15 protein-coding genes and 6 pseudogenes are annotated in these 24,098 nt (G+C 61.0%); 15 read left to right on the plus strand and 6 right to left on the minus strand.

All coding sequences use genetic code 11. The features are described 5' to 3' along the window. Positions 1-34 precede the first annotated feature (34 nt). Positions 35-1,503, minus strand: a pseudogene (locus OMP38_RS22735) (aminotransferase class I/II-fold pyridoxal phosphate-dependent enzyme). 304 nt (positions 1,504-1,807) lie between these two features. Here OMP38_RS22735 and OMP38_RS22740 point away from each other — a divergent pair. The 3 genes and pseudogenes from OMP38_RS22740 to OMP38_RS22750 all read left to right on the plus strand — a co-directional run. Then, positions 1,808-2,299, plus strand: a pseudogene (locus OMP38_RS22740) (MFS transporter); the annotation flags it as partial. Positions 2,300-2,393: 94 nt separating this feature from the next. Next, a pseudogene (locus tag OMP38_RS22745) lies at positions 2,394-2,963 on the plus strand (MFS transporter); the annotation flags it as partial. 222 nt (positions 2,964-3,185) lie between these two features. Beyond that, entirely contained in the window at positions 3,186-6,191 is a 3,006-nt protein-coding gene (locus OMP38_RS22750) for an efflux RND transporter permease subunit (RefSeq protein WP_277567145.1), read from the plus strand. A gap of 123 nt (positions 6,192-6,314) precedes the next feature. Here the strand turns inward: OMP38_RS22750 and OMP38_RS22755 are convergent, their stop codons facing one another. After that, positions 6,315-6,956 (minus strand): YktB family protein, encoded by a 642-nt coding sequence (locus OMP38_RS22755; protein ID WP_277567146.1) that lies wholly within the window; start codon positions 6,954-6,956, stop codon positions 6,315-6,317. Between the two features lie 179 nt (positions 6,957-7,135). Between OMP38_RS22755 and OMP38_RS22760 the strand changes: the two genes are divergently transcribed. The 3 genes from OMP38_RS22760 to gndA all read left to right on the plus strand — a co-directional run bounded on the left by OMP38_RS22760 (position 7,136) and on the right by gndA (position 10,151). Continuing rightward, the gene (locus tag OMP38_RS22760) at positions 7,136-7,732 is read left to right on the plus strand and encodes a hypothetical protein (RefSeq protein ID WP_277567627.1); all 597 of its coding nucleotides are present in this window, start codon (positions 7,136-7,138) and stop codon (positions 7,730-7,732) included. A gap of 193 nt (positions 7,733-7,925) precedes the next feature. Next, complete coding sequence (locus tag OMP38_RS22765) at positions 7,926-8,591, plus strand: SGNH/GDSL hydrolase family protein (protein ID WP_277567147.1); 666 nt, start codon at positions 7,926-7,928, stop codon at positions 8,589-8,591. Positions 8,592-8,735: 144 nt separating this feature from the next. After that, on the plus strand, positions 8,736-10,151 hold the full coding sequence (gene gndA, locus OMP38_RS22770) for an NADP-dependent phosphogluconate dehydrogenase (protein WP_277567148.1): 1,416 nt from the start codon (positions 8,736-8,738) through the stop codon (positions 10,149-10,151). 221 nt (positions 10,152-10,372) lie between these two features. On the opposite strand, the gene OMP38_RS22775 is transcribed toward gndA, so the two are convergent. Continuing rightward, the gene (locus tag OMP38_RS22775) at positions 10,373-10,675 is read right to left on the minus strand and encodes a rhodanese-like domain-containing protein (protein ID WP_277567149.1); all 303 of its coding nucleotides are present in this window, start codon (positions 10,673-10,675) and stop codon (positions 10,373-10,375) included. 132 nt (positions 10,676-10,807) lie between these two features. On the opposite strand from OMP38_RS22775, the gene aroA reads away from it, so the two are divergent. The 4 genes and pseudogenes from aroA (at position 10,808) to ptsP (ending at position 16,379) form a co-directional block, all read left to right on the plus strand. Beyond that, positions 10,808-12,103 (plus strand): 3-phosphoshikimate 1-carboxyvinyltransferase, encoded by a 1,296-nt coding sequence (gene aroA, locus OMP38_RS22780; protein WP_277567150.1) that lies wholly within the window; start codon positions 10,808-10,810, stop codon positions 12,101-12,103. 55 nt (positions 12,104-12,158) lie between these two features. Beyond that, positions 12,159-12,587, plus strand: coding sequence for a CoA-binding protein (locus OMP38_RS22785; protein WP_277567151.1), 429 nt, complete (start codon positions 12,159-12,161; stop codon positions 12,585-12,587). A gap of 147 nt (positions 12,588-12,734) precedes the next feature. Beyond that, positions 12,735-14,611 (plus strand): annotated as a pseudogene (locus tag OMP38_RS36655) (glucose PTS transporter subunit IIA); the annotation flags it as partial. Between the two features lie 9 nt (positions 14,612-14,620). Further along, a pseudogene (ptsP, locus tag OMP38_RS36660) lies at positions 14,621-16,379 on the plus strand (phosphoenolpyruvate--protein phosphotransferase). Positions 16,380-16,470: 91 nt separating this feature from the next. On the opposite strand, the gene OMP38_RS22800 reads toward ptsP, so the two are convergent. Beyond that, on the minus strand, positions 16,471-17,025 hold the full coding sequence (locus OMP38_RS22800; protein WP_277567152.1) for a type 1 glutamine amidotransferase domain-containing protein: 555 nt from the start codon (positions 17,023-17,025) through the stop codon (positions 16,471-16,473). A gap of 211 nt (positions 17,026-17,236) precedes the next feature. Here OMP38_RS22800 and OMP38_RS22805 point away from each other — a divergent pair, with 211 nt between their 5' ends. From OMP38_RS22805 to OMP38_RS22820, 4 genes and pseudogenes are all read left to right on the plus strand, one after another. Beyond that, positions 17,237-17,647 (plus strand): hypothetical protein, encoded by a 411-nt coding sequence (locus tag OMP38_RS22805; RefSeq protein ID WP_277567153.1) that lies wholly within the window; start codon positions 17,237-17,239, stop codon positions 17,645-17,647. A 106-nt stretch (positions 17,648-17,753) separates the two neighbouring features. Beyond that, entirely contained in the window at positions 17,754-18,104 is a 351-nt protein-coding gene (gene ytxJ, locus OMP38_RS22810; protein WP_277567154.1) for a bacillithiol system redox-active protein YtxJ, read from the plus strand. A 128-nt stretch (positions 18,105-18,232) separates the two neighbouring features. After that, entirely contained in the window at positions 18,233-19,240 is a 1,008-nt protein-coding gene (gene ccpA / locus OMP38_RS22815) for a catabolite control protein A (RefSeq protein WP_277567155.1), read from the plus strand. 106 nt (positions 19,241-19,346) lie between these two features. Continuing rightward, positions 19,347-20,040: pseudogene (locus tag OMP38_RS22820) on the plus strand (5'-methylthioadenosine/adenosylhomocysteine nucleosidase). Positions 20,041-20,143: 103 nt separating this feature from the next. Here the strand turns inward: OMP38_RS22820 and OMP38_RS22825 are convergent. Beyond that, on the minus strand, positions 20,144-21,340 hold the full coding sequence (locus OMP38_RS22825; RefSeq protein ID WP_277567156.1) for an acetoin utilization protein AcuC: 1,197 nt from the start codon (positions 21,338-21,340) through the stop codon (positions 20,144-20,146). Positions 21,341-21,359: 19 nt separating this feature from the next. After that, a complete protein-coding gene (locus OMP38_RS22830) occupies positions 21,360-21,992 on the minus strand; it encodes a GNAT family N-acetyltransferase (protein WP_277567157.1) in 633 nt (210 codons plus the stop codon). 271 nt (positions 21,993-22,263) lie between these two features. Between OMP38_RS22830 and acsA the strand changes: the two genes are divergently transcribed. Next, positions 22,264-23,988 (plus strand): acetate--CoA ligase, encoded by a 1,725-nt coding sequence (gene acsA / locus OMP38_RS22835; protein ID WP_277567158.1) that lies wholly within the window; start codon positions 22,264-22,266, stop codon positions 23,986-23,988. The last annotated feature ends 110 nt before the right edge of the window (positions 23,989-24,098 follow it).

Genomic DNA, 24,098 nt, shown 5'->3' on the forward strand with positions numbered 1-24,098 from the left:
CGTCATTTGAAGGATTGGCTCTTTTTGTGTCCGTTTAAGAGATGGCGGTCTCTTCGACGATGACCTTGACGAATTCGACGTTGCGGTCTTCCGGTCCTTTGACGGGCAGCCCGACCTCGAGGTGGTCGACGATGTAGTCGATGTTGTCCTGGGAGATGACCTCCCGGGCAGCAGGATCGGAATGCCCGGCGGATAAACATAGATGAATTCGGCGATGATCCGGCCCGCCGACGCGCGGAACGGCACGATCTCCGTCTCTCCGTAGAAGGCGTCTCTCGGGGTGAGGGAGAGGTGCGGAATCTGCGGAATCTCGACGACCAGCTCCTTGATCTCGCCTTTGCCCATGTAAGTATCGGACAGCTCGCGCAGCGCGGTGAGCAGGATGCCCATCGAGGTGTCGTCGTCGCCCGGCGTCACGAGACACAAAATATTGTACATGTCGCTGAGCTCGACCTCGATGCGGTACTGGTCACGCAGCCAGTTCTCCGCGTCGTATCCCGTGATGCCCAGATGTCGGACATGGATCGTCAGCTTGGTCGGGTCGTAATCGAAGGTCGCTTCCTCGCCCAGAATATCCTCGCCGAAGCAGTACAGTCCCGGTATCGAATTGATCACCACGCGGGCCTGCGAGGCTCTTGCGACGGCGTTCGCCGCCAGCTCCCTGCCGTTCGTCGCCAGGTGACGGCGAGCCGCGTCCAGCGAGGCAAGCAGCGGGTAAGAGGTCGACGTCGTCGTCAGCAGACTCAGAATCGTCTGTACGCGCTGGATGTTGACGAGCGCGCCTTTGACGTTGAGCACGGAGCTCTGCGTCATCGAGCCGCCGAGCTTGTGCACGCTCGTCGCGGCCATGTCGGCGCCTGCGGCCATCGCGGACAGCGGCAGCTCGTCGGAGAAGTGAATGAGCGCGCCGTGCGCTTCGTCGACGAGCACCGGGATGTCGTACTCGTGAACGAGATCGACGATCTCCTTCAGGTTGGCGCACACGCCGTAATAGGTTGGGTTGATGATGAGTACCGCGGAGGCGTCGGGATGGCGCTCAAGCGCCCTGCGTACCGATTGTGTCGTCACGCCGTGATCGATCCCGAGATTCCGGTCGCGCGCGGGCGACAGAAAGACGGGCCGCGCGCCGGCGAAGATGATCGCCGACAGGATCGACTTGTGCACGTTGCGCGGGACGATGATCTTGTCGCCGTGGCCGCAGACGGACAGGATCATCGCCATGATCGCCGTGCTGGTGCCTTGGACGGAGAAGAAAGTCGCATCGGCGCCGAAGGCGTCCGCGGCGAGCCGCTGCGCTTCGAGAATGACGCTTACCGGCTGGTGAAGGTCGTCGAGCGGCGCGATATTGATCAGGTCGATGTCCAGAACGTTCTGGCCGACGAAGCTGCGGAATTCGGGATCCATGCCCGCGCCCTTCTTGTGGCCGGGGATATGGAACTGGACGGGATTGCGTTCCTTGTGGCGCAGCAGCGCATCGAACAAGGGCGTGCGGGAATGGTCCACTTTAACCTCACTGCCTTTCAATGCCGAACATAGAATGCGAACAAGCATGAGTATAGCAAAACCGCGGGGGGATTGCAACCGCCGAAAAACGTCGCCGGGACCGGCTGCCCGAGCCTATCGTACGCGGGGGCGCGCGCGCCAAGCTGTCACGAAAACGTCATGCGCTTTCATTTGGAACGACCCTGGCGTTGTGCTACCATATGAGGTATAGATGAAGGCCGGCTCCCGATCGATGCGGGCGCGGGTCTTTAATAGGGTTAAAGGAGAAAAAAACGTGAAAAGCAGGCTGATCATCGTAGGACTTATGTTGTTCACCGTATTCGTAGGATTCGGCATCATCATCCCGATCCTGCCGCAGCTGGTGACAAATGCCAGCCCGGAATCGGCGAACTGGCATACGGGCGGCATGCTGTCGCTCTATTCGTTCGTGTCGTTCCTGCTGTCTCCCGTATGGGGCGGCGTCTCCGAGCGCATCGGACGCAGGCCGGTCATCATGATCGGCGTGCTCGGCTTCGCCGCCAGCTTCCTGATGTTCGGACTCGCGGACGGGAATCTGTGGATCATGTATGCGTCGCGGCTGCTCGGCGGTTTGTTCTCCGGCGCGGTCACCGCTTGCATCGTCGCTTACGTCGCGGACATTACGTCCGAAGAGAACCGTACGAAGGGAATGGCCGTCGTCGGCATGAGCATCGGCATGGGTTTTACGTTCGGCCCGTTTATCGGCGGCGAGTTGAGCCATCTGTTTTCCTTGAACACGCCGTTTTTCGCCGCGGCCGCGCTGTCGCTGCTCACGTTTTTGGCCGCCTGGCTCAAGCTTCCCGAATCGCTCACGGCGGACAAGCGCGAAGCGGCCAGGCTGCGCAAGCGCGAGTCCCGCTGGACCGCTTTTCAAGGACCGCTTAAGCAGCTGTACGTGCTCGCGTTTTTTTGTCACGTTCTCGCTGGCCATATTGGAAGGAACGCTGCAGCTGTACGGCATCGACAAGTTCGACGTCACGCCGCGCAAGATCGGCCTCATGTTCTTCTTCTGCGGCCTGGTCGGCGCGCTCGTGCAGGGCGGGATCGTGCGGCGGCGCGTCAAGCAGGGGCAGGAGAGCCGTTATATCGCGGTCGGGCTCGTCATCTCTGCGGCAGGCTTCTTCCTGCTGCTGACGGCGCAGAACTGGATCGCCGCTTCCGTGTACCTTTGCATCTTCGGCGTCGGCAATTCGCTCATCAAGCCGTGCGTCACCTCGCTGATCACGCAGAAGACGACCGTTTCCCAGGGCGTCGCCTCCGGCCTCAGCTCCTCCATGGACAGCCTCGGCCGGATCGTCGGACCGCTGCTCGGCGCCGCGCTCTTGGCCGCGCAAGCCGGGCTTCCTTTTATCGTGTCCGGCCTGCTGTCGCTTGGCGCGCTTGGCCTGCTCGCCGGCTACCGGAGCTCCGATCGCGCCTCGTCGCGTTCGCAGCGAGCCTGACGGCGCCAATCGTCGGACCGCCTCCTCAGTCGGACCGCCTCCTCTATAAGGGGCGGTTTTCATTTGCCTTCAGGAAGACATTGGAAGCGGCCCGGGTCTGATTCCTTCTCAGACTTAAGTCTGAGAGAAGATCCGGTCTCTGGCCGTTGTTGCCTCTAGCCCCTTCTCCTTTATGCTTGATCGTAGCCGATGCAAGCAAGAGGAGAGAGGGGCTATTTTAACGTGAGTTCATTCATTCAAGGCGTATTCAAAAACAAGGCGGCGGTCGTCATCCTGGTCGTGATGACGCTGGGCCTGGGCGTCTTCAGCTACTTCAAGCTGCCCATGGAGTTTCTGCCCGAAGCCGACAACCCGCAGGTGACCGTCAGCGTCATCGGTCCGGGCTACAACACCGCCACGATGGAGCGGGAGGTGACGGATCCGCTCGAGCAGGCGCTGTCTGCGATCAAGGGCAAGACGAGTATGCTGTCGACGTCGGGAGACGGGTATTCGCAGCTCAACTTGAACTTCGACGCGAAAACCGACATGTCGGAGGCGAAGGCCGAGGTCGAAAAGGCGGCGGCAGCCGTGCAACTGCCCGAACGCGTATCGAAGCCTTACGTCATCCAGTACAACACGTCGATGATTCCGATCTCGTTCCTGTCGCTGACGTTCAAGGACGGACTAAGCGACGCGGAGAAGGCCAAAGCCGAAGCGCGCGCGGTAGACGCCTTCCGGGCGATCGACGGCGCAGGCCAGGTCCAGCTGTCGGGCAAGTCGAGCCCGAGCATCGCGATCAAGCCGGACGCCGCGAAACTCGCTGCCAAGGGCGTGCCGGTACAGGCGCTGTACGCGGTATTGCAAGGACGCACCGCGTCGGCGTCGGTCGGCGCGGCCGTGCTTGACGGCGAGGCCGTCAACCTGAACGTGAGCGCCGAGCTGGGCAGCGCCGAGGATGTCGCGAAGCTGCCCGTCGCGCCGGGCGTGAAGCTGTCCGATGTTGCCAGCGTGACGCAATCCGACGACAAAGAGAGCGTGAGCCGCATCGACGGCAAGGATGCGCTTATGATCGTCGTCTCCAAAGGCGCGAACGCCAATGCCGTCAGCGTGGGCAAGGACGTCGAGAAGACGGCCGATCGCCTGATGAAAGAGGACGGCAACATGGAGCTCAAGGTTATCATGAGCACCTCTGACCAGGTCGTTCACTCCGTGAACAGCATGATGCGCGAAGTGCTGATGGGCGCGCTTTTCGCCACCGTCGTCATTCTGCTGTTCATGCGCAACCTGCGGGCGACGCTCGTCACGATCGTATCGATCCCGCTGTCGCTCGGGCTGACGCTCTACCTCCTCGACCTGTCGGGCATCAGCCTCAACATCCTGACGCTGGGCGGCGTGGCCGTCGCCGTCGGACGGCTCGTAGACGACAGCATCGTCGTCATCGAGAACATTTTCCGCAGGCTCCAAAAGGAGAAGTTCTCCATCTCGCTCGTGATCGACGCGACCAAGGAAGTGTCCACGGCGATCACCGCCTCGACGCTCACGACCGTTGCGGTATTCCTGCCGATGGGCCTGCTCCGCGGCTCCCTGCAGTCGTTCCTTCTGCCTTTCGCGTTGACGGTCACCTATTCGCTGCTGTCCTCGCTGCTCGTCGCGCTGACCGTCATCCCGCTCATGAGCGCGGGACTGCTGAAGCGTTCCGAGATCAAGGAGCACCAGCCTTCCAAGCGCTTCGGCGGCTTCCTCGAATGGAACCTGAAGCACAAATGGCTGCCGCTGCTCGTCGCGCTGATCCTGCTCGTCGGCTCGATCGCGACTTACTTCAGCCTGCCGAAGGGCGCGATCGATTCGTCCGACGCATCGAACATTAACGTACAGCTGTCTTATCCGCAGGATACGCCGGTCGGCGACGTGCTCGAGAACGGCAAAAAGCTCGAGGCGTTCCTCTTGAAGCAAGAAGGCCAAGAGTGGGTGAGCATGGACATGGGCAACAGCGCGGACGGCGCCATGTACGGCAACGTCAAGTCGCCTACCCAGGTCGACTACACGATCCAGATGAAGCCGAAGGCCGACGCGGAAAAAATCATCGAAGCGGTCAAGACCGAGCGCGCGAACTATCCCGGCGCCGAGCTGTCCGCATCCGCGGGCTCGCTGATGTTCGGCGGCGGGGGCAGCCAGGTATTCGTCGACATCGTCGGCGACGATCCGGATGAGCTGACCAAGACGGCCGACGTCGTCATGGCCAAGATCAAGCCGATCGAAGACGTGCTCAAGGTCGCTAGCAATCAACAGGAGCGCAAAACCGTCTATACGCTCCAGGTCGACCCGGCGGTCGCCAAGGCATCGGACATCGCTTCCCAGCTGCAGGGCATGCTGAACGCGGTACCGCTCGGCAACGTCGTCAAGGAAGGCCAGCTGCTGCCGGTTTCGCTCGAGCCGCTGCTGAAGCCAGGCGCTTCCGCCGAGCTGAACGATCTGACCGTCGCGACGGACGAAGGTCCGAAGAAGCTGTCCCAGATCGCCGAATGGGTCAAGAGCGACCAGCCGACCGAAGCCTACCACAAGGATGGCAAGACGTATATCCGCGTCAGCGCCACGGTCGAGCCGGCGCAGCTGTCGATCGTCGGTGGCAAAATCTCGGACGCTATGAAGGACGTCAAGCCGGCGGATGGCGTGAAGCTGTACGTAGGCGGCGCGTCCGCCGACCAGAACGCGGACTTCGCGAGCCTGTTCATGATGATGCTCGTCTCGATCGGCATCGTCTACTTGATCATGGTGTTCACGTTCAAGACGCTGCGGGCGCCGCTCGCGATCATGGCTTCGATCCTGTTCGTGCCGATCGGCGCCGTGCTCGGCCTGATCGTCACCGGCGTGACGCCAGACTTCACCGCGATCTTCGGCATCGTCATGCTGATCGGCATCGTCGTCACCAACGCGATCGTGCTGATCGACCGCGTCAAGAAAAACGAAGCGAGCATGCCGATTCGCGAGGCGTTGATCGAAGCGGCCGGCACGCGGATGCGTCCGATCCTCATGACGGCCATCGCGACCGTATGCGCCATGCTGCCTCTCGTGTTCGGCTCGTCGGAGAGCGGCAGCATCGTGTCGCAGAGTCTCGCCATCGTCGTCATCGGCGGCCTGATCGTCGCGACGCTGCTGACGCTGGTGCTCGTGCCTTGCGTCTACGAGCTGCTGCACTTCCGCAAGGCGAAGCGCCAGCGGCGCGCGGCGAGCCAATCGGCCGCGGCCTAATCCGCCGCAAGCGCCAAGCAGCCCCTCCGGGTCCCGGAGGGGCTGCTTTTGCGTTGTCGGCTGTTTGGCTTTGGCGAAATTTGGTGTATGAATGAGTATGGCGGACGGCGGCCCAAGCTTCCGCTAGAAGGATAGTTTGTACAGCGGCAGCAGCCGACGGAACGTATCCTCGGCCGTCCGCAGCAGGCTGTCCGGATCTCGCAGGCGTTCGTCGCCGCGCGCGATATGGAGGCCGCAGGTGATCTCCGCCGCCTTGACCGTTCTGAGCCTGGCCAGCCACTCGGTCATCGATTCGGCAGAGAGCTCGGCATGCGGCACGCCGTCAGGCAGCATATGGTCCTTGGACCAGACGAACGAAGCGGGGATCGCCGCGCGGATCGAATCGAGCTCGTCCGCCGCGCGTTCCGCGAATACCGTCTTGTTGCCGCTTTCGTAGATGATAGCGAACTGGATGAACAGATGCGTGGACCACAATCCGATCTGAAAATGAGGATGCGCTTTGTAGCCGCGGGGATGACGCGACCACGCGACCCAAGTGTCGTTCGGCGGATTGACCGACCGCCTGGCGTGCTTGGCCACGTGCGGATACATAGGTTCCGCGCACAGTTCGGCCAGATATGGAGCCAGTTCGCTCCCGAGGCGCTCAAGCTTGGGCCGTACTTGACGGATGATCGCTTCCATCCGGCCTTCGAGTCCCGGGACGCGCATGGCGTCGAAGTCCGAATCCGTAAAACCCGCGAATCCGGCGTTTATTCGTGTGGACATGCTAGTCACCTCAGAGGCAAATTTCGCTTTGCTTTTTGCCCTCACTATACCGGAAAATAGTCAAGAAACCAAGTTGCCATAACATAAGATGAAGTATAAGATAAGGGTAAGAACAAATTGTCTGAACATTCGGTCAACAACTCGATCGCTGCCCATACCGCAGGAGGGGGGGGATGGCCGTGAACCGCAGCCATGAAGTCGAATATTGCAATTTGGAGCTTCGATTCGATCGCGGACAGATTCAGAGTTTGATTCGGGATTTGATCCAAGAAGGCTATTCCCTGTACTGGAACGAGAGCGAGTCGTTTTTTCTCGTTTCCGTGCGCACGGGGAGGAAGCTGCTGAAACTGCGTTTTCAGCGAACCAGCGGACGCTACAAGATGGTCGGCGATTATTTGGTCAAGGACGAGAAGTTCGCGCTGTGGCTGGAGAAGCTGATCAACGATTCGCGAGGTCATGCCGTCGTCAAGCGTTTTCGGGACCGTCACTTGTTGATAGAGAATATTATGTTCGGCGAAATCATACGTCTCGTGGAGGTGTCAGGCATGGAGCATCGGATTATATTCCAGAAGCGCCCTCAGATCACGGTAGAAGATATGATTCAGGCTTACAAATCGAGGCGTGCCGAGCAGCGCGCAGGCGTGCTGCGGCTTGAGATCGACTACGAGTTGGCCGTGCTGCACGAAGCGATCCAGTCGGGCGACGCGGAGGGGGTCGAAGCGTCCAAGGCGAAGCTCGCTTCGATGAGGCTTGAGAGCCTTCAGCTCGAACTTTAATATGGACGATATCGCATGGATGAAGGACGCTCCGGGAGGAGCGTCTTTTTTACGGCTTAATTGCTTGATTGGTGTTGTCCTGCGACGCATCAACGGGTTAAAATGTGGGATGGCTACGATGACGTCGCGAACGCGGCATAGCAACGAGCGCGAATAAGGATGACATGGGACGAATCCGGAGGAGGATATTCGAATGAAGCTATCTTCAAATGACAAGCTGGTCATGATCGGCGACTCGATTACGGATTGCGGAAGGGGCCGGCCGTTCGGCGAAGGACTCGGGGCGGGGCTCGGCACGGGGTATGTCTCGGTAGCGGCGGGGCTGCTGCAGAGCGTCTATCCGGAGCTTGCCGTGCGGATCGTCAACGTCGGCACGAGCGGGCACACCGTCCGCGACCTGGCGGGGCGCTGGCAGACGGACGTGCTCGATTTGTCCCCGGACTGGGTATCCGTCATGATCGGCACGAACGACGTCTGGCGGCAATACGATCAGCCGTACATCAAGGAGTCCCACGTATACGCGGAAGAATACGAGGAGACGCTTAGCGAGCTGGTCGAAAAGACGCTTACGCACGTAAAAGGAATCGTGCTCATGACGCCGTTTTATCTCGAGCCGAACCGGAGCGACGCGATGCGCGCTACGATGGACCTGTACGGCGGCATCGTAAAGCGGATCGCGGAAAACCACGGCACGCTGTTCGTCGACACGCAGGCCGCGTTCGACAAGATCCTCGCGCATGTGTATCCGGCGGCGATCGCTTGGGACCGCGTCCATCCGAGCGCGACCGGCCATATCGCTTTGGCGAAGGCGTTCCTGGACGCGCTGGATTTCTCGTGGGACGGCGAGGCAAAGGCGTAAATAACGCCGAAAAACGCGCCGCGCCGCCGATTTTCGCGCCTCGGGGCGGCCGGTTTTCATCTTCAGCCAAAAAGAGTACAATAAGGACTGGCTGAAAACGCGCAGAAAATAACGGCTTAACGGCTTGGAGAAAGGAATCGAAACATGTCTAATGCAAATATCGGCGTCGTCGGCATGGCCGTCATGGGACGCAACCTGGCGCTCAACATCGAGAGCCGCGGCTTTACGGTAGCCGTCTACAACCGCTCGCGGGAGAAGACGGACGACCTGATGAACACGGACGGCAAAGGCAAGAACCTCGTGCCTACATACACGGTCGAGGAGTTCGTGGCTTCGCTCGAAAAGCCTCGCAAAATCCTGATTATGGTCCAAGCCGGCTCGGGCACGGACGCAACGATCGAATCGCTCGTGCCGCACCTCGATAAAGGCGACATTATCATCGACGGCGGCAACGCTTATTTCCCGGACACGCAGCGCCGCAGCAATGATCTGACCGAGCGCGGCTTCCACTTCATCGGCACCGGCGTATCCGGCGGCGAAGAGGGCGCGCTTAAGGGCCCGTCGATCATGCCGGGCGGTCCGGAAGAAGCGTACAAGCTGGTCGAACCGATCCTGACGGGCATCTCCGCCAAGGTGAACGGCGATCCGTGCTGTACGTATATCGGTCCGGACGGCGCAGGCCACTACGTCAAGATGGTCCACAACGGCATCGAGTACGGCGACATGCAGCTCATCTGCGAAGCTTACCAGCTGCTGAAGGACGTTCTAGGCGTACAGCCGGACGAGCTTCACGAGATTTTCGGCGAGTGGAACAAGGGCGAGCTCGACAGCTATCTGATCGAGATCACGACCGACATTTTCGCTGAAAAGGATCCGGAGACCGGCAAGCCGATGGTCGACGTCATCCTCGACTCGGCCGGCCAGAAGGGCACCGGCAAGTGGACGAGCCAAAGCTCGCTCGACCTGGGCGTGCCGCTGTCCATCATCACCGAATCCGTCTTCTCGCGCTTCCTGTCCGCGATGAAGGAAGAGCGCGTCGCAGCCAGCAAGGTGCTGAAGGGACCGGCCAAGACGGCGTTCGCCGGCGACCGCGCCGCCTTCATCGAGAGCGTCCGCAAGGCGCTGTTCGCGAGCAAGATCTGCTCCTACGCGCAGGGCTTCGCCCAAATGCGCGCCGCGTCCGAGGAGTACGACTGGAACCTGCAGTACGGCAACATCGCGATGATCTTCCGCGGCGGCTGCATCATCCGCGCGCGCTTCCTGCAGAACATCAAGGACGCCTACGATCGCGACCCGGGCCTTCGCAACCTGCTGCTCGACGAGTACTTCAAGGACATCGTCGAGTCCTACCAGGACGCATGGCGCGAAGTCGTCGCATCGGCCGTCAAGTTCGGCATTCCGGTACCGGCGTTCGCGAGCGCCCTGGCTTATTACGACAGCTACCGCTCCGAGCGGCTGCCGGCCAACCTGCTTCAGGCGCAGCGCGACTATTTCGGCGCGCATACGTTCAAGCGGCTGGACAAGGAAGGCACGTTCCACCACAACTGGCTGCATAATTAAAGCGAAGCCCGCATAGACGTTTTCAGGACGGCCGATCGAGCCCATCTAGTGCGGGACTCCTTCGGCCGTCCCTGCAATATGCGGCCGCGACGGACTGCGGGTAGGAATGCGCCGAATATGCTATGATGAAGGGCGAGGCATTCGCTTGCAAGCCCGGAATCGACAAAAAAGACGCAGGCCGCGCTGCCGCGCGACCTGCGTCCCAACATGTTCCCGACGGCTTAAAGCTCGTTCCAGGCCAGCATGCCGCCGACCATATTGACCGTGCGGCCGTATCCGAGCTCGCTCAAGTATTCGCAGGCTCTGCCGCTCCGTCCGCCGCTTCGGCAGATGAAGATGACTTCCTCGTCCTTCGGGATCTCGGACAGCCTGTCCGGCAGCGTCCCGAGACGGATGTGCTTGGCGCCGGGGATCATGCCGGCCGCGACTTCTTCGTCCTCGCGGACGTCGATCAAGTTCAGCTTTTCGCCGGCATCCAGCCGCGCTTTCAACTGCTCGACGGTCGTCGTATCATATGTGTTCATCTGGATTGTCCTCCATCGCTCGATTGGCTTCAGTCCCATCATACGGACACCATGCGGCGCAGTCAACATGCGCGGCGTATGAACGACCTACATAATCGATTCCCCTCATTCACGGAAGGAGAACGCTGCCAAATGGATATGATCGTCACGCCGACCCCGCGGCTCGCGGGAGAGATTCAAGCCTTATCGTCCAAAAACTATACGACCCGGTATTTGCTCGTCGCCGCGCTGGCGGAGGGCACGAGCGTCATCCGCTATCCGGCGCACAGCGAGGACAGCGACGCGCTGCGCCGCTGCGTGCGGGACTTGGGCGCCGTCCTCGAAGAGGACGACGAGAAGATCGTCGTAACGGGCTTCGGCAGCCGTCCGAAGCCGGTCAAGGAGCTCGACGTCGGCAACGCAGGCGCGGTGCTTCGCTTCCTGATGGCCGTGGCGGCGCTGCTGCCCGAGGTGACGTTCGTCAACAAATACCCGGAATCGCTCGGCAAGCGTCCGCATGACGATCTCATTCGCGCGCTCGAGCGCATGGGCGCGACGGTCGAGCACCGCGAAGGCAAGCTGCCGATCACGATTCGCGGCGGCGATGCGGTGCGCGGCGGCAAGATTCAAGTATCGGGCAGCGTCAGCTCCCAATTTTTGAGCGCCTTGCTTTTCCTGACGCCGCTGCTCGCGGAGGACAGCGAGATCGAAGTGCTGAACGACCTGAAGTCGAAGGTCGTCGTCGGCCAGACGCTCGAAGTGCTCGCCCAGGCGGGTATCGTCGTCGAAGCCTCGGAAGATCTGATGCGCTTCAAGGTGCCGGGCGGCCAGCGCTACCGCGCGCAAGAATACGTCGTTCAAGGCGACTACCCGGGATCGGCCGCGATCTTGGCGGCTGCCGCCGTCACCGAGTCCGACGTCACCGTTCACAGGCTGCTCGAAGAGAGCAAACAGGGCGAACGGGCCGTCGTCGACGTGCTGAAGGCGATGGGAACGCCGCTTACGCACAAGGACGGCGTCGTTCACGTCCAGGGTAACGGCAAGCTCCGCGCCGTCGAATTCGACGGCGACGAATTTACGGACGGCGTGCTCGCGATGGTGGCCGCGGCCGTGTTCGCCGAAGGCACCTCGCGCTTTTACAACGTCGAGAATCTCCGCTTCAAGGAATGCGACCGCATTACCGATTACCTGGCCGAGCTGCGCAAGGCCGGCGCGAACGTCGAGGAGAAGCGGGACGAGATCATCGTTCACGGGCGCCCCGAGGGCGTAGAAGGCGGCGTGACGATCGACGCGCATTTCGATCACCGCGTGATCATGGCGCTCACGGTCGTCGGGCTCCGCGCGAAGGCGCCGCTGACGATCAAGGACGCGCATCACGTGGCCAAGTCTTATCCGAATTACTTCGACCATCTGACCGCGCTCGGCGCCAACGTGCGCTGGACCGAATAAACCGCCGGACATCCGCCGGGCAAGCGTTTATCTTATCCTACGGAGGTAGATGAGCATGCCGTTCGAAAATCCAAGCCGCGACGAGATCAAACGCATCCTGCAGGACACCAAAAACATCGCCGTCGTCGGCCTGTCGGGCGATCCGGACAAGACCAGCCACATGGTGTCCGCCGCCATGCAGGCGAAGGGTTACCGCATCATCCCCGTTAATCCCAAGGAAGCCGAGATTCTTGGCGAGAAATGCTACAAGTCGCTGGCGGACATTCCGGAGCCGATCGATATCGTCAACGTATTCCGCCGTCCGGAGCACACCCCGCCGATCGCAGCGGAGGCCGTTGCCGCGGGGGCCAAGGTGCTCTGGCTCCAGCTCGGCATCGTGAACGAAGAAGCGGCTTCGATCGCTGCGGACGGCGGCCTGACCGTCGTCATGGACCGCTGCATCAAGGTCGAGGATTCGATTCTGCTTCCCCACGGGAAAAGCTGACCGGGCTTCGCGTCTCGCGGACGGGCCGCGCCTCAAGCCATAAGCGCTGCGGTCGGTCCGTCCTTTCTTTTTGCCGTTGAGCTTTACGGCATCGTTTGACCGTTAGATCGTTTGACCAACCGCGGGAGAGGAGGAGGGAATCCTCGCATGTTCGGTATCGGCTATTTGCAAAGGCTCGGCCGGGCGATGATGCTGCCGATGACGGTTTTGCCCGCGGCCGCCATTTTCCTCATGCTGTCGCGGCTGCCTTGGGACGCCGTCGGCCTGCAGTCGGCGCCGTCGCTGCTGCATGCGGCGGGGATGGCGATTTTCGCCTACGTCCCGTACGTATTCGCAGTAGGCATCGCCCTGGGCTTGTCGAACCAGTCCGTGCACGCCGGCATGGCGTCCCTGGTCGGCATGATCATTTTCGGCGCGGTGACGCAGGCCTTCGATCCCGGCGGCGTCCAGCCCTCCATGTTCGCGGGCGTCGTCATCGGCATGCTGTCCGGCTGGGCCAACGAGCGCTTCAAATCGTTCCAGCTGCCCGAATCGCTGCAGTTTTTCGGCGGGACCCGCTTCGTGCCGATTTTCATGAGCGCCTTCGCCTTTTTTTTCGCGTGGCTCATGATCGGGATCGGCCAAGGGCTGCTCGCCTGGATCGGCGCGACCGGCGGCTTGGTGAATTCCGCAGGCGGCTTCGGCATATTTCTATACGGCTTCTTGCATCGCATTCTGGTCGCCTTCGGCCTGCATCATCTCCTTAATCATCTGTTTTGGTTCCAGATCGGAGACTACACGGCACCCGACGGCAGCGTATACTTCGGAGACATGCCGAGATTTTTCGCCGGGGATCCGACCGCCGGCGTCTATATGACCGGGCTCTATCCGGTCATCATGTTCGCCCTGCCGGCCATTGCCTTCGCGATCATCCACGAGGCGCGCGAAGACTTGAAGCCGAAGACCGCCAAGCAGTTCAGGGTGGCGGCGCTGACGGCATTCGTCACGGGCGTGACCGAACCGGTCGAATTCGCCTTTCTGTTCGTGGCGCCGTATCTTTTTTATCGTGCACGCGCTGCTGTCCGGCGGCATCATGTGGCTCACGTACGAGCTGGGCATCCGCGAGGGGTTCACCTTCTCCGCGGGGGCGCTCGAGTATATTATCAATTTCAGGCTATCTGAGCGAGGCTGGCTGATCATCCCGATCGGCCTGGCGGTCGGCGTCGTCTACTACGTGCTGTTCCGTTGGAGCATTCGCAGGTTCCAGCTGTCGACGCCCGGACGCGAGGACTCTACGCGGCTTGACGATTGGGGCGGCGATATTCCGTACCGAGCGCCGCTCGTCCTGCAGGCGCTCGGCGGCAAGGACAACATCTCGCGGATCGAGGCCTGCATCACCAGGCTGCGATTGACGCTGAACGACGATAAGCGGGTCGACGCGAAAAGCCTGCGGCATCTGGGCGCCGCCGGCGTCATCCGGCTGGGCGGCGGCCATGTGCAGGTCGTGTTCGGCACCTATTCGGACCTGATCCGCGGCGAGATCGTCAAGCTCATGCAGCTCGACGTGCACCAGGTCCAGTTCCATGCGCCGCTGCAGGGACGCATGATCCCGCTCGAGGAAGTGGACGATCCGATTTTCGCGCAGAAGCTCGTGGGCAAGGGCGTGGCGTTCATTCCCGAAAAAGGCGAGCTGGTCGCGCCGGTGCGCGGGAAGATCATTCACCTGTACCCGACCAAGCACGCGCTTGGAATCGAGACGCCGGAAGGGCTCGAGGTATTGCTCCACATCGGGATCAACACGTCCCAGATGAACGGGGAAGGATTCACGGCGCTCATCAAGGAGGGCGACGAGGTCATGCCCGGACAGCCGCTCATCCGGTTTCATCTGCCCACGCTTAAAGCGCATGCCAAGTCGCTGGCGACCCCGATGGTCATCACCAATTCGGATATCGTCCGCTCCTGGCGCTTCGCGCCGTTCAAGGCGGTCAAAAAAGGGTCAGGCCGCGGTTATGTCGGTTGTCGTAAGAGAGAGAGAAAACGGGGGGGGCGGAGTTATGATCCAAGCGATCGGAGGCTCGGAGGGCATCGCCATCGGCAAGGCGTTCGTGCTGCCCAACTGGGAATGGGAGCTGCCCGAACAGAAGATCGACGCGCTGGACCTCGCGCTCGAATTCGAACGGCTGTACGAGGGCGTCAAGCGTTCGAAGACCGAGATCCGCCAGATGAAAAACGATCTCGACGAAGCGGTCGGCGCGGGGGGAAGCCAGCATATTCGACGCGCATCTGGCGATTCTGGACGACCCCGTCTTTATGAACGAGATTCAAGGCATCATCCAACGCCAGTACAAAGCGGCCGAGGTAGCGGTAAAAGAAGCGATCGATCACTTCGTGACGATGTTCGACCTGCTCGACGACGAATACATGAAGGAGCGGGCGCTCGACATCAAGGACGTCGGCAACCGGCTGCTCAAGCATTTGCTCGGCGCCCCCGAGATCGCGCTGCCCACGGACGCCCAGCCGTTTATTCTCGTCGTGCGGGAGCTGACGCCGTCTCAACTCATCCATCTCAAGCCCGACGTCGTCCTCGGTATCGTGACGATGATCGGGAGCGCCTCCTCGCATTCGGCCATCATGGCGAGGGCGTTCGGCATCCCGCTCGTCATGGGCGTCGAGGGCAAGCTGCCCGAGCCGATCGTGACGGGCGATCTGCTCATTTTGGACGGAGGCGCCGGCACGCTCGCGGTGATGCCGAACGCGGAGACGGTCGGCAGATATACGGAGCTCCGCAAGCAGCATCTGGATGCCAAGGAGCGGCTGCAGGAGCTCGTCCAGGTGCCGTCGGTCACGCCCGACGGCGAGCGGCTGTACCTGGCGGCCAACATCAGCTCGGTCAAGGAGCTGGACGCGGCTTTGTCGCGAGGCGCGGACGGCGTGGGCCTGTTCCGCACCGAGTTTCTGTACATGGACCGCTCGCGTTTTCCGACGGAGGATGAGCAGTTCGAGGTATACAAGGCTGCGGCTGAACGTCTGGGCAGCGCCGCGCTCACGATCCGCACGCTCGACATCGGCGGAGACAAGCAGCTGGATTACTACGATATGCCCGAAGAGAACAATCCGTTTCTCGGCTACCGCGCCATCCGCTTCAGCCTGGACCGGAGCGACTTGTTCAAGACGCAGCTGCGCGCGATTTTACGGGCCGCCGTCTTCGGCAACATTCGCATCATGTACCCGTTGATCGCCTCGGTCGACGAAGTCCGGGCGGCCAATGCGCTCCTGGCCGAAGCCCAGCGGGAGCTGGAGGCGGAGGGGCTGCCTTTCCGCGGCGGCTTGCCAACCGGCGCGATGATCGAGGTGCCCGCGGCGGTCATGATCGCCGATCTGCTGGCGAAGGAAGTATCCTTCCTCAGTATCGGCACCAACGACTTGATCCAGTTTACGCTCGCGGTCGACCGGATGAACGACCAGATCAACCATCTGTACGAACCTTACCATCCCGCCGTGCTTCGCATGCTCCGCACCGTCGCGGAGTCGGCTGCCAGGAACGGCGTTCCCGTCAGCGTATGCGGGGAGATGGCCGGCGATGTACGCGCGATCCCGCTTTGGGTCGGCCTCGGCATCCAGATGCTCAGCATGTCCGTCCAATCGGTGCTGCCGGTGAAAGCGACGATGCTGCGCACGAACGCCATGGCCTGCAAAAAAGTGACGGAGGAGCTGTTCGCGCTCGGCACGGCCGCCGAGATCAAAGAGCGGTTGGAGCGGTTCCACGCCGGGGCTGCCGTGCATGACGAGCGGCTTTATCCGGGCAAGCGGTAGAACGGGGTTGTAATCGCGCAAAAAAAAGATCCGCAAAACGGGCGGCACTCGCACCGGTAGCGGATCTTTTTTTTGTCGGCCGATCGAGCGGTTAGGACTGTCTGCCGTACAATACGTCGCAAAACGCCTTCGCGTATTCGGGCAGATCCGGCGGACGCCGAGCGGAGATCAGGTTGCCGTCTACGACGACGGCCTCGTCGAACCAGAGGGCGCCCGCATTTTCCATATCGTCGCGGATGCCCGGCGTGGACGTGACTTTGCGGCCTTGCAGGATCTTGGCGGAGATCAACACCCATCCCGCGTGGCAGATTTGGCCGATAGGCTTGCCCGCGGCGTCGATCTCGCGCACGAACGCCTGCACGCGCTCGCTGCGGCGGATCTTGTCCGGCGCCCAGCCGCCCGGCACGAGCAGGCCGTCGCAGCACTCGGCGTCCAACTCTTCGTAGGAGAGGTCGGCGACGGCAGGCACGCCGTATTTGCCGATATGCTTGCGTCCTTTCTCCGGACCGGCGTACTGGACGACCGCTCCTTCTTCGCGGGCGCGATATACCGGGTACCACAATTCCAAGTCTTCGAATTCGTCGTCGATCAGACAGATGATGCGTTTGGCTTCGGTCAATTCGATTCCTCCCAGTCGGCATTTCATAGGCGCTGGCGCGCATAAATATCTTCTATCCTAGCACAATTATCCGGCGCGTTCATCCGGATGCCGGTATCCTTTTAATACCGATTCGCTTCCATAATTTACAGCCGTTTGCTAAGAAGGAGTTATTGGAGGGATCGGCGAATATACTTTTTCATCGTCCCTCTCGGGGGATTTTGGAACCGCGCGCGCGGCGCGTAAGGAGAGAGTCAGTTTGTTTAAACGGTGTATATGCGGGGAAGCGATGGCGCTCGGTCTCCGCAAAGTCTTTTATTCCAAGACGGTGAGCATTACGGGCGTGCCCGTTTACGCTTGCGGGCATTGCGCGCGCAACGAAGTTTATCCTGGCGTCAAGTCGGATTTGAGCCGACTGTTGTCGGATCTGGGCGCCAAGCCTTTGCCGCGGGAGATTCGCTTCGACGAAGTGCACGAGTGGGCGGGCATGCTGCATCGGGCCGCCTCCGCAAGCGTGCCGCTCAGTGCCGCCGGAATCGCCAAGCTGACGGAGGAAAGAACGAACGAATTGCTCGATCTGCTGCTGATCGCCGCTTCCCTGGAAGATGCGGCGTGGAAGCGCGAGCTTGAGGGCCGGCTTTCTCAACTTAACGGACAATACATAGCCTAGTTGAACGATGAAGGAGCGATCGCGCTCCTTTTCTTTTTTTTGCGAAACTTTTTCATTTCTGATACCATGAAAATCAATGAAACTTTTTTCAAGGAGGATGCATGAGATGTCGGAAGTGAAGAGACTGCAGACCGTCGAACAGTGGGAAGAAGCGCTTAAGAACTCGTCGGACAAACCCCTGCTCGTCTTCAAGCACAGCACCTCCTGCCCGATCAGCGCGGGCGCGCATGACGAGCTGGACCGCTTCGTCGGCGGACGGGGCGAATTGCCCGTAGACGTCGCCATCGTGCACGTTATCGAAGAGCGCCCCGTGAGCAACGCGATCGCGGAAGCGCTGCAGGTGCAGCACAAGTCGCCTCAGGCGATTCTGGTCCGCGACGGGCGCCCCGTATGGGACGAATCGCACTGGCGCATTACCTCGGATTTTCTGAACGAACGCGTCGGTTCGGAAGGCTAAAAAGCGCGACGGATGTCGGGGTTTGCCATTGCGGAAACGCCCCTTTTGTCGTATCATTACCTTAATATACCATGGACAGGTCCTTCAATCGGACAAAGACCTGACATGAGCAAATGGAGCGGTGAGATGTGACGGTAACGATCTATGACGTAGCCCGCGAGGCCGGCGTATCGATGGCGACGGTATCCCGCGTCGTCAATAATAATCCTAACGTGAAGCCGCAGACGCGGAAAAAAGTGTACGAAGCGATCGAGCGCCTCGGCTATCGGCCGAACGCGGTGGCTCGCGGCTTGGCCAGCAAGAAGACGACGACGGTCGGCGTCGTCATCCCCGATATCGCGAACGCCAACTTCGCCGAAGTCGCTCGCGGCATCGAAGATATCGCCAACATGTATCATTACAACATCATTCTGTGCAACGCCGACAAACGCAAGGAAAAGGAGATCCGCGTCATCAACACGCTGCTCGAAAAGCAGGTGGACGGGCTCCTGTTCATGGGCGGCGTCGTGACGGACGAGCATATCCAGGCGTTCAATACGTCCAACGTGCCGATCGTGCTTTGCGCGACGACCGACGAGAAGGGTACGATGCCGTCCGTCGACATCGACCACGAGACGGCGGCTTACGACGCGGTCCGCAAGCTGATCGCCGAAGGCCATGCGCGCATCGCGATGATCAGCGGTACGCTCCAGGATCCGGCGAACGGCTTCGCTCGTTACCAAGGCTACAAGCGCGCGCTCGAGGAGAGCGGCATCGCGTTCGACGAGTCGCTCGTGCGCGTCGGCAACTACCGGTACGAATCCGGCATCGAGGCGGTCCAGTACTTCCTCGAGCTGGCGGAGCGTCCGACGGCCGTGTTCGCGGCTACCGACGAGATGGCGATCGGCGCCATTCACGGCATCCAGGATGCCGGACTGTCGGTGCCGGGCGATATTTCCGTTATCGGCGTGGACAATATCCGCCTGGCTTCGATGGTGCGTCCGCTGCTGACGACCGTCGCCCAGCCGATGTACGATATCGGCGCCGTCTCGATGCGCTTGCTTACCAAGCTGATGAAAAAAGAAAACGTCGAGCAGGCAAGAGTAACGCTGCATCACGAGCTGATCGTGCGCAATTCGGTCGCGCCTCGCGGCTGATCGCCGTTGTTCGGTACGGACCGATCCATAGCCAGGTTGATCGCCCTGCGCGGGATATTCATCGCCCGCTGCGGGGCTTCTTATTCGAATCGAGGGGGATATGCTTATGATCGGCATCATCGGCGCGATGCAGGAAGAAATCGACCTGCTGCTCGGCGCCTTGGAGGACGCGGTGGAGATGCAGCGTTCAGGCATTCGCTACGTAGCGGGGGAGCCTTCACGGCCGCAAGGTCGTCGTATGCAAGTCGGGCGTCGGCAAGGTGAACGCGGCGATCTGCACGCAAGTGCTCATCGATCGCTTTAACGTGGACAAGGTGATATTTACCGGCGTGGCGGGAGCGCTCGATCCCGATCTGGAGATCGGGGACATCGTCGTATCCACGAGCAGTCTGCAGCACGATATCGACGTGACCGCGCTTGGCTTCGCAAAGGGCGTTATCCCCTATCAGGACACCTCGGATTGGGCGGCGGACGCAGCGCTCGTCCAGGCGGCGAGCGAGGCGGGAGACAAGCTGTTCCCCGGCCATATGAAGATGGGCAAGGTATTGTCGGGCGATCAATTCATCGCCGACAGGGACCTGGTCGCCCGTCTCAGGGACGAGCTTAACGGCTCATGCGTAGAGATGGAGGGTGCTTCCGTCGCGCAGGTATGCGCGATGAACGAGGTGCCGTACGTGGTCATCCGGTCCATTTCGGACAAGGCGGACGGTTCGGCGGACGTGAATTTCGCGGCGTTCACGGTGACGGCGTCCAACCGGTCGTTCGCGATCGTTAACGAGATGCTGCAGCATTTGGGCTAACCACAATGAACGACAGCGCAGAGGGTGTTCCGTCCGGTCAAGCCGGCGGGACACCCTCTGCTTTTCAATAGGTTTGTAAGGACGAAACCAATATGAGCGGCCATTAACCCAGATGCTGCATGGCGAGCGCGGCGATTTCGCGGTTTTTGGCGGTTATCTCCGTTCTGCGCGGCATCGGCGCCCATAACGACGTGTCGTCGAGCCAGGTCCGCGGCAGGTCAGCGGGACGGCTTGGGGACGATAAACGCGGCCATGAGGCCGGGAGCGGTCCGCCGTCTGGCGACGCGTCGATCGACGCGAGCAGCGGATGGTCGCTCATCTCCAGCCACAGCAGGCTCCACGCCCTGGGTACGACATGCCAATGCTCGTAGCCGCCTCCGCCAAGCGCAATCCAGCGTCCGTCCGTATGCTCGTGCGCGAGCCGATGAATGAGGCGTGGCATCTCCCGGTAGATCCGCATGCTGCAGTGAACGTGCGCGAGCGGATCGAGCGCGTGAGCGTCGCAGCCGTGCTGGCTGACGACGACGTCGGGCTTGAAGGCGCGCATAACCTGCGCGAGTCCGCTCTCGAAGCTCTCGAGCCAGGATTCGTCCTCTGTATACGGTTCCACGGGAATGTTGAGACAGGCGCCGTAGCCGCCGCCCTCGCCGCGCTCATGCGCGAACCCGCTTCCCGGGAAGAGGAACTTGCCCGTCTCGTGAATCGAATAAGTAAAGATGTCCGGCTCGGTATAAAAGCTCCATTGGACGCCGTCTCCGTGATGCACGTCGGTATCGATATACAGCACCTTGGCATCGTATTTGCGGTGAATCCAGGAAATCGCGCATGCGGCGTCGTTGTAGACGCAGAAGCCCGCGCCCCGCTCGCGGAAGGCGTGATGGAGGCCGCCACCGAGATGAAGCGCATGCCGCGTCGCCCCCGACATGACCGCCTCGGCCGCGGTAAGCGAGCCTTGGACGACGGCCAGCGCGGCATCGTGCATGCCGGGAAAGTAGGGCGTGTCTCCGTCTTCTTCGAGGCCGAACTGCTCGGCCAGATCCTGATAAGACACGGCCGGAGCGGCTTCGCTAAGCGCGCGCGCCGTCTCGATATAGTCGGCCCGGTGGATGGCTTCCACGGCTTCGGCAGCGCCATCCGCGGTAGGCGCGAGCTTGTCTGCCGGCCCTAGCGCGCCGCAATCTTCGAGCAGCTCCTCGGTCAAGGCCAGCCGGATCGGATGAAAGGGATGATCTTCGCGAAACGAGTACCGCCGTACGGCGCTGCAGTCGATCCAGCGCGCGTGATCGCTTTTCGATGACACAGGGGTCGCCTGCCTTTCGTCAATACATGAACCGCTGACGGAATCTCACGCGGTCGAACTGCTCGGCCGACGACAGCGGCACGTCCTTGCCGATGCGCACCATCAAGCAGTTCGCCGGATGCGCGCAAATCTCGGGATCGTCCGTGGCGAACCACACCATGCCGACGGACTTCATTAATTTTTCCATCATCTCGCGGTACTGCCAGACGTTTAAACCGCTTTTTTCCAAGTCCCAGTGCCAATAATATTCGGTCGTATACACGATCGCGTTGTCCAGTTGCTCCTCCGCGAACGCCGCGACGATCATCGCTTTGCCGAGGCCGAGCGACCGGTACTCGTCGGCCACTTCGATAGCGCCAAGCTCGATCAGATCGTCCATGCCGCCTTCGGACCAGCGCTCGAGCTCATCGGGATAGTGGAAGGTGACATAGCCTACGATCGTGTCTTCCTCGCGGGCGATGATGACCCGGCCTTCGGGCAGACCCGCGATCTCGACGAGCGCCTCATGCTGCTCTCGCGGCCTTCGGAAGGCGTCGAGCTTGTCGTGGAGCCGGTAGCCTTTCAGCCGCGCCGGCTCGACCGGGCCCTCGATAACGAGCGGAACCGTCCGCCCGGGCTTCTGGACGCGCTGATAGCGCTTGTAATGTTCCATGCCGCACGCTCCTTTTGCCGAATCGAATACGTCTTGCGCGACGGACTTCGACGATTCTTATTATACAGCATTATACAGGTAAGCCGATATCGCGCGTTTTTTTGCCATTGTTGCCCTCGTCTTGGAGAAAATTTCCCTCCTTCGGTTGCGTTGGTATGTCGGACGCATGGTATAATGGCAAAAGCAAGCCCAAAGGGCTTTGTTCTTCGTGTAAGCGCATTCGTATACTTAGCATCGGGTTTGCAGCAAATCAACGGGAAGGTGATCGGTAATGACGTTAAGTCAGGATGAAAAATTGGCCGTAACGGCGACAACCGCAAATCTCGGTTCTTATGAGGACGCGGTGCGCAACTTTAATTGGGAGAACATCGAAAATCATTTTTCCTGGTCCAAGACCGGGAAGGTCAATATGGCGTACGAGGCGATTGACCGCCATGTCGAGGAAGGCAGGGGCGATACGGTCGCTTTGCACTATAGCGACGCTCAGCGGGACGAGAGCTATACGTACGCCGACCTCTCGAGACAGTCCGCGCGCTTCGCGAACGTGCTTCGCGGGCTCGGCATTGCCAAGGGCGACCGCGTCTTCATCTTTATGCCGCGCACGCCGGAGCTGTACTTCGCGCTCCTCGGCGCGCTGAAGATCGGCGCCGTCGTCGGACCGTTGTTCGAAGCGTTCATGGAGACGGCCGTCCGGGACCGCCTGCAAGACAGCGGCGCCGTGGCGATCGTGACGACGCCGGCGTTGTTGCCCCGCATCTCGCGCGCGGAGCTGCCGGAGCTGAAGCATCTGATCGTGTTCGGCGATGACGTCGCGGCCGGCGATGGCGTCGTTGACTTCAAGGCAGAGATGGAAAAGGCGTCGGAGACGGCCGAGATCGAATGGCTTGGACGCGAAGACGGCATGATCCTGCATTATACGTCGGGCTCCACGGGCAAGCCGAAGGGCGTCTATCACGTGCAAAACGCTATGATCCAGCATTATTATACCGGACGTATCGTGCTAGACCTGAAGGAAGGCGACGTTTACTGGTGTACGGCCGACCCGGGCTGGGTTACCGGCACGTCCTACGGCGTGTTCGCGCCATGGCTGAACGGCGTGACGAACGTTATTCGCGGCGGACGCTTCAGCCCGCAGGACTGGTATTCCACCCTCGAGAAGTACAAGGTTACCGTGTGGTACAGCGCGCCGACCGCCTTCCGCATGCTGATGGGCGCGGGCGACGACGCGGTCAGCCCGTTCGATCTGTCGAACCTGCGCCATGTGCTTAGCGTCGGCGAGCCGCTGAACCCCGAAGTCGTCCGTTGGGGCCTCAAGGTGTACAACCAGCGCATCCACGATACGTGGTGGATGACGGAGACGGGCGGCCAGCTCATTTGCAATTATCCGAGCATGGAGATCAAACCGGGATCCATGGGCCGGCCGATCCCCGGCGTTCAAGCGGCTATCATCGACGACCAGGGCAACGAGCTGCCGCCGATGCGGATGGGCAACCTGGCGATTCGCACGCCGTGGCCTTCGATGATGCGCAAGATCTGGAACAATCCGGCGAAGTACGAAGAATACTTCCGGATTCCGGGCTGGTACGTGTCCGGCGACTCCGCGTACATGGACCAAGAGGGCTACTTCTGGTTCCAGGGCCGAATCGACGACGTCATCAACACGTCGGGCGAGCGCGTCGGCCCGTTCGAGGTGGAGAGCAAGCTGGTCGAGCATCCGGCCGTTGCCGAAGCGGGCGTTATCGGCAAGCCGGATCCGCTCCGCGGCGAGATCATCAAGGCTTTCATCTCGCTGCGCGAAGGCTTCGAGCCTTCCGAGGAACTGAAGGCGGACATCTCGAAGTTCGTCAAGGTCGGTCTGTCCGCGCATGCCGCTCCGCGCGAGATCGAGTTCAAGGACAAGCTGCCGAAGACCCGCAGCGGCAAGATCATGCGACGCGTCCTTAAGGCTTGGGAACTGAATCTGCCGACCGGCGATCTGTCCACGATCGAAGATTGAAGACAATGCGGCTGCTCTTCCGGAGAAGCGATTCTCCGAGAGGGCGGCCTTTCATTTGATGTACGAAAAAAGAACGCTTCAGCTGAAGAGGCCGAAGCGTTCTTTTTTTA

The organism is Cohnella ginsengisoli (assembly GCF_029525555.1).
Lineage (GTDB): Bacteria > Bacillota > Bacilli > Paenibacillales > Paenibacillaceae > Cohnella > Cohnella ginsengisoli.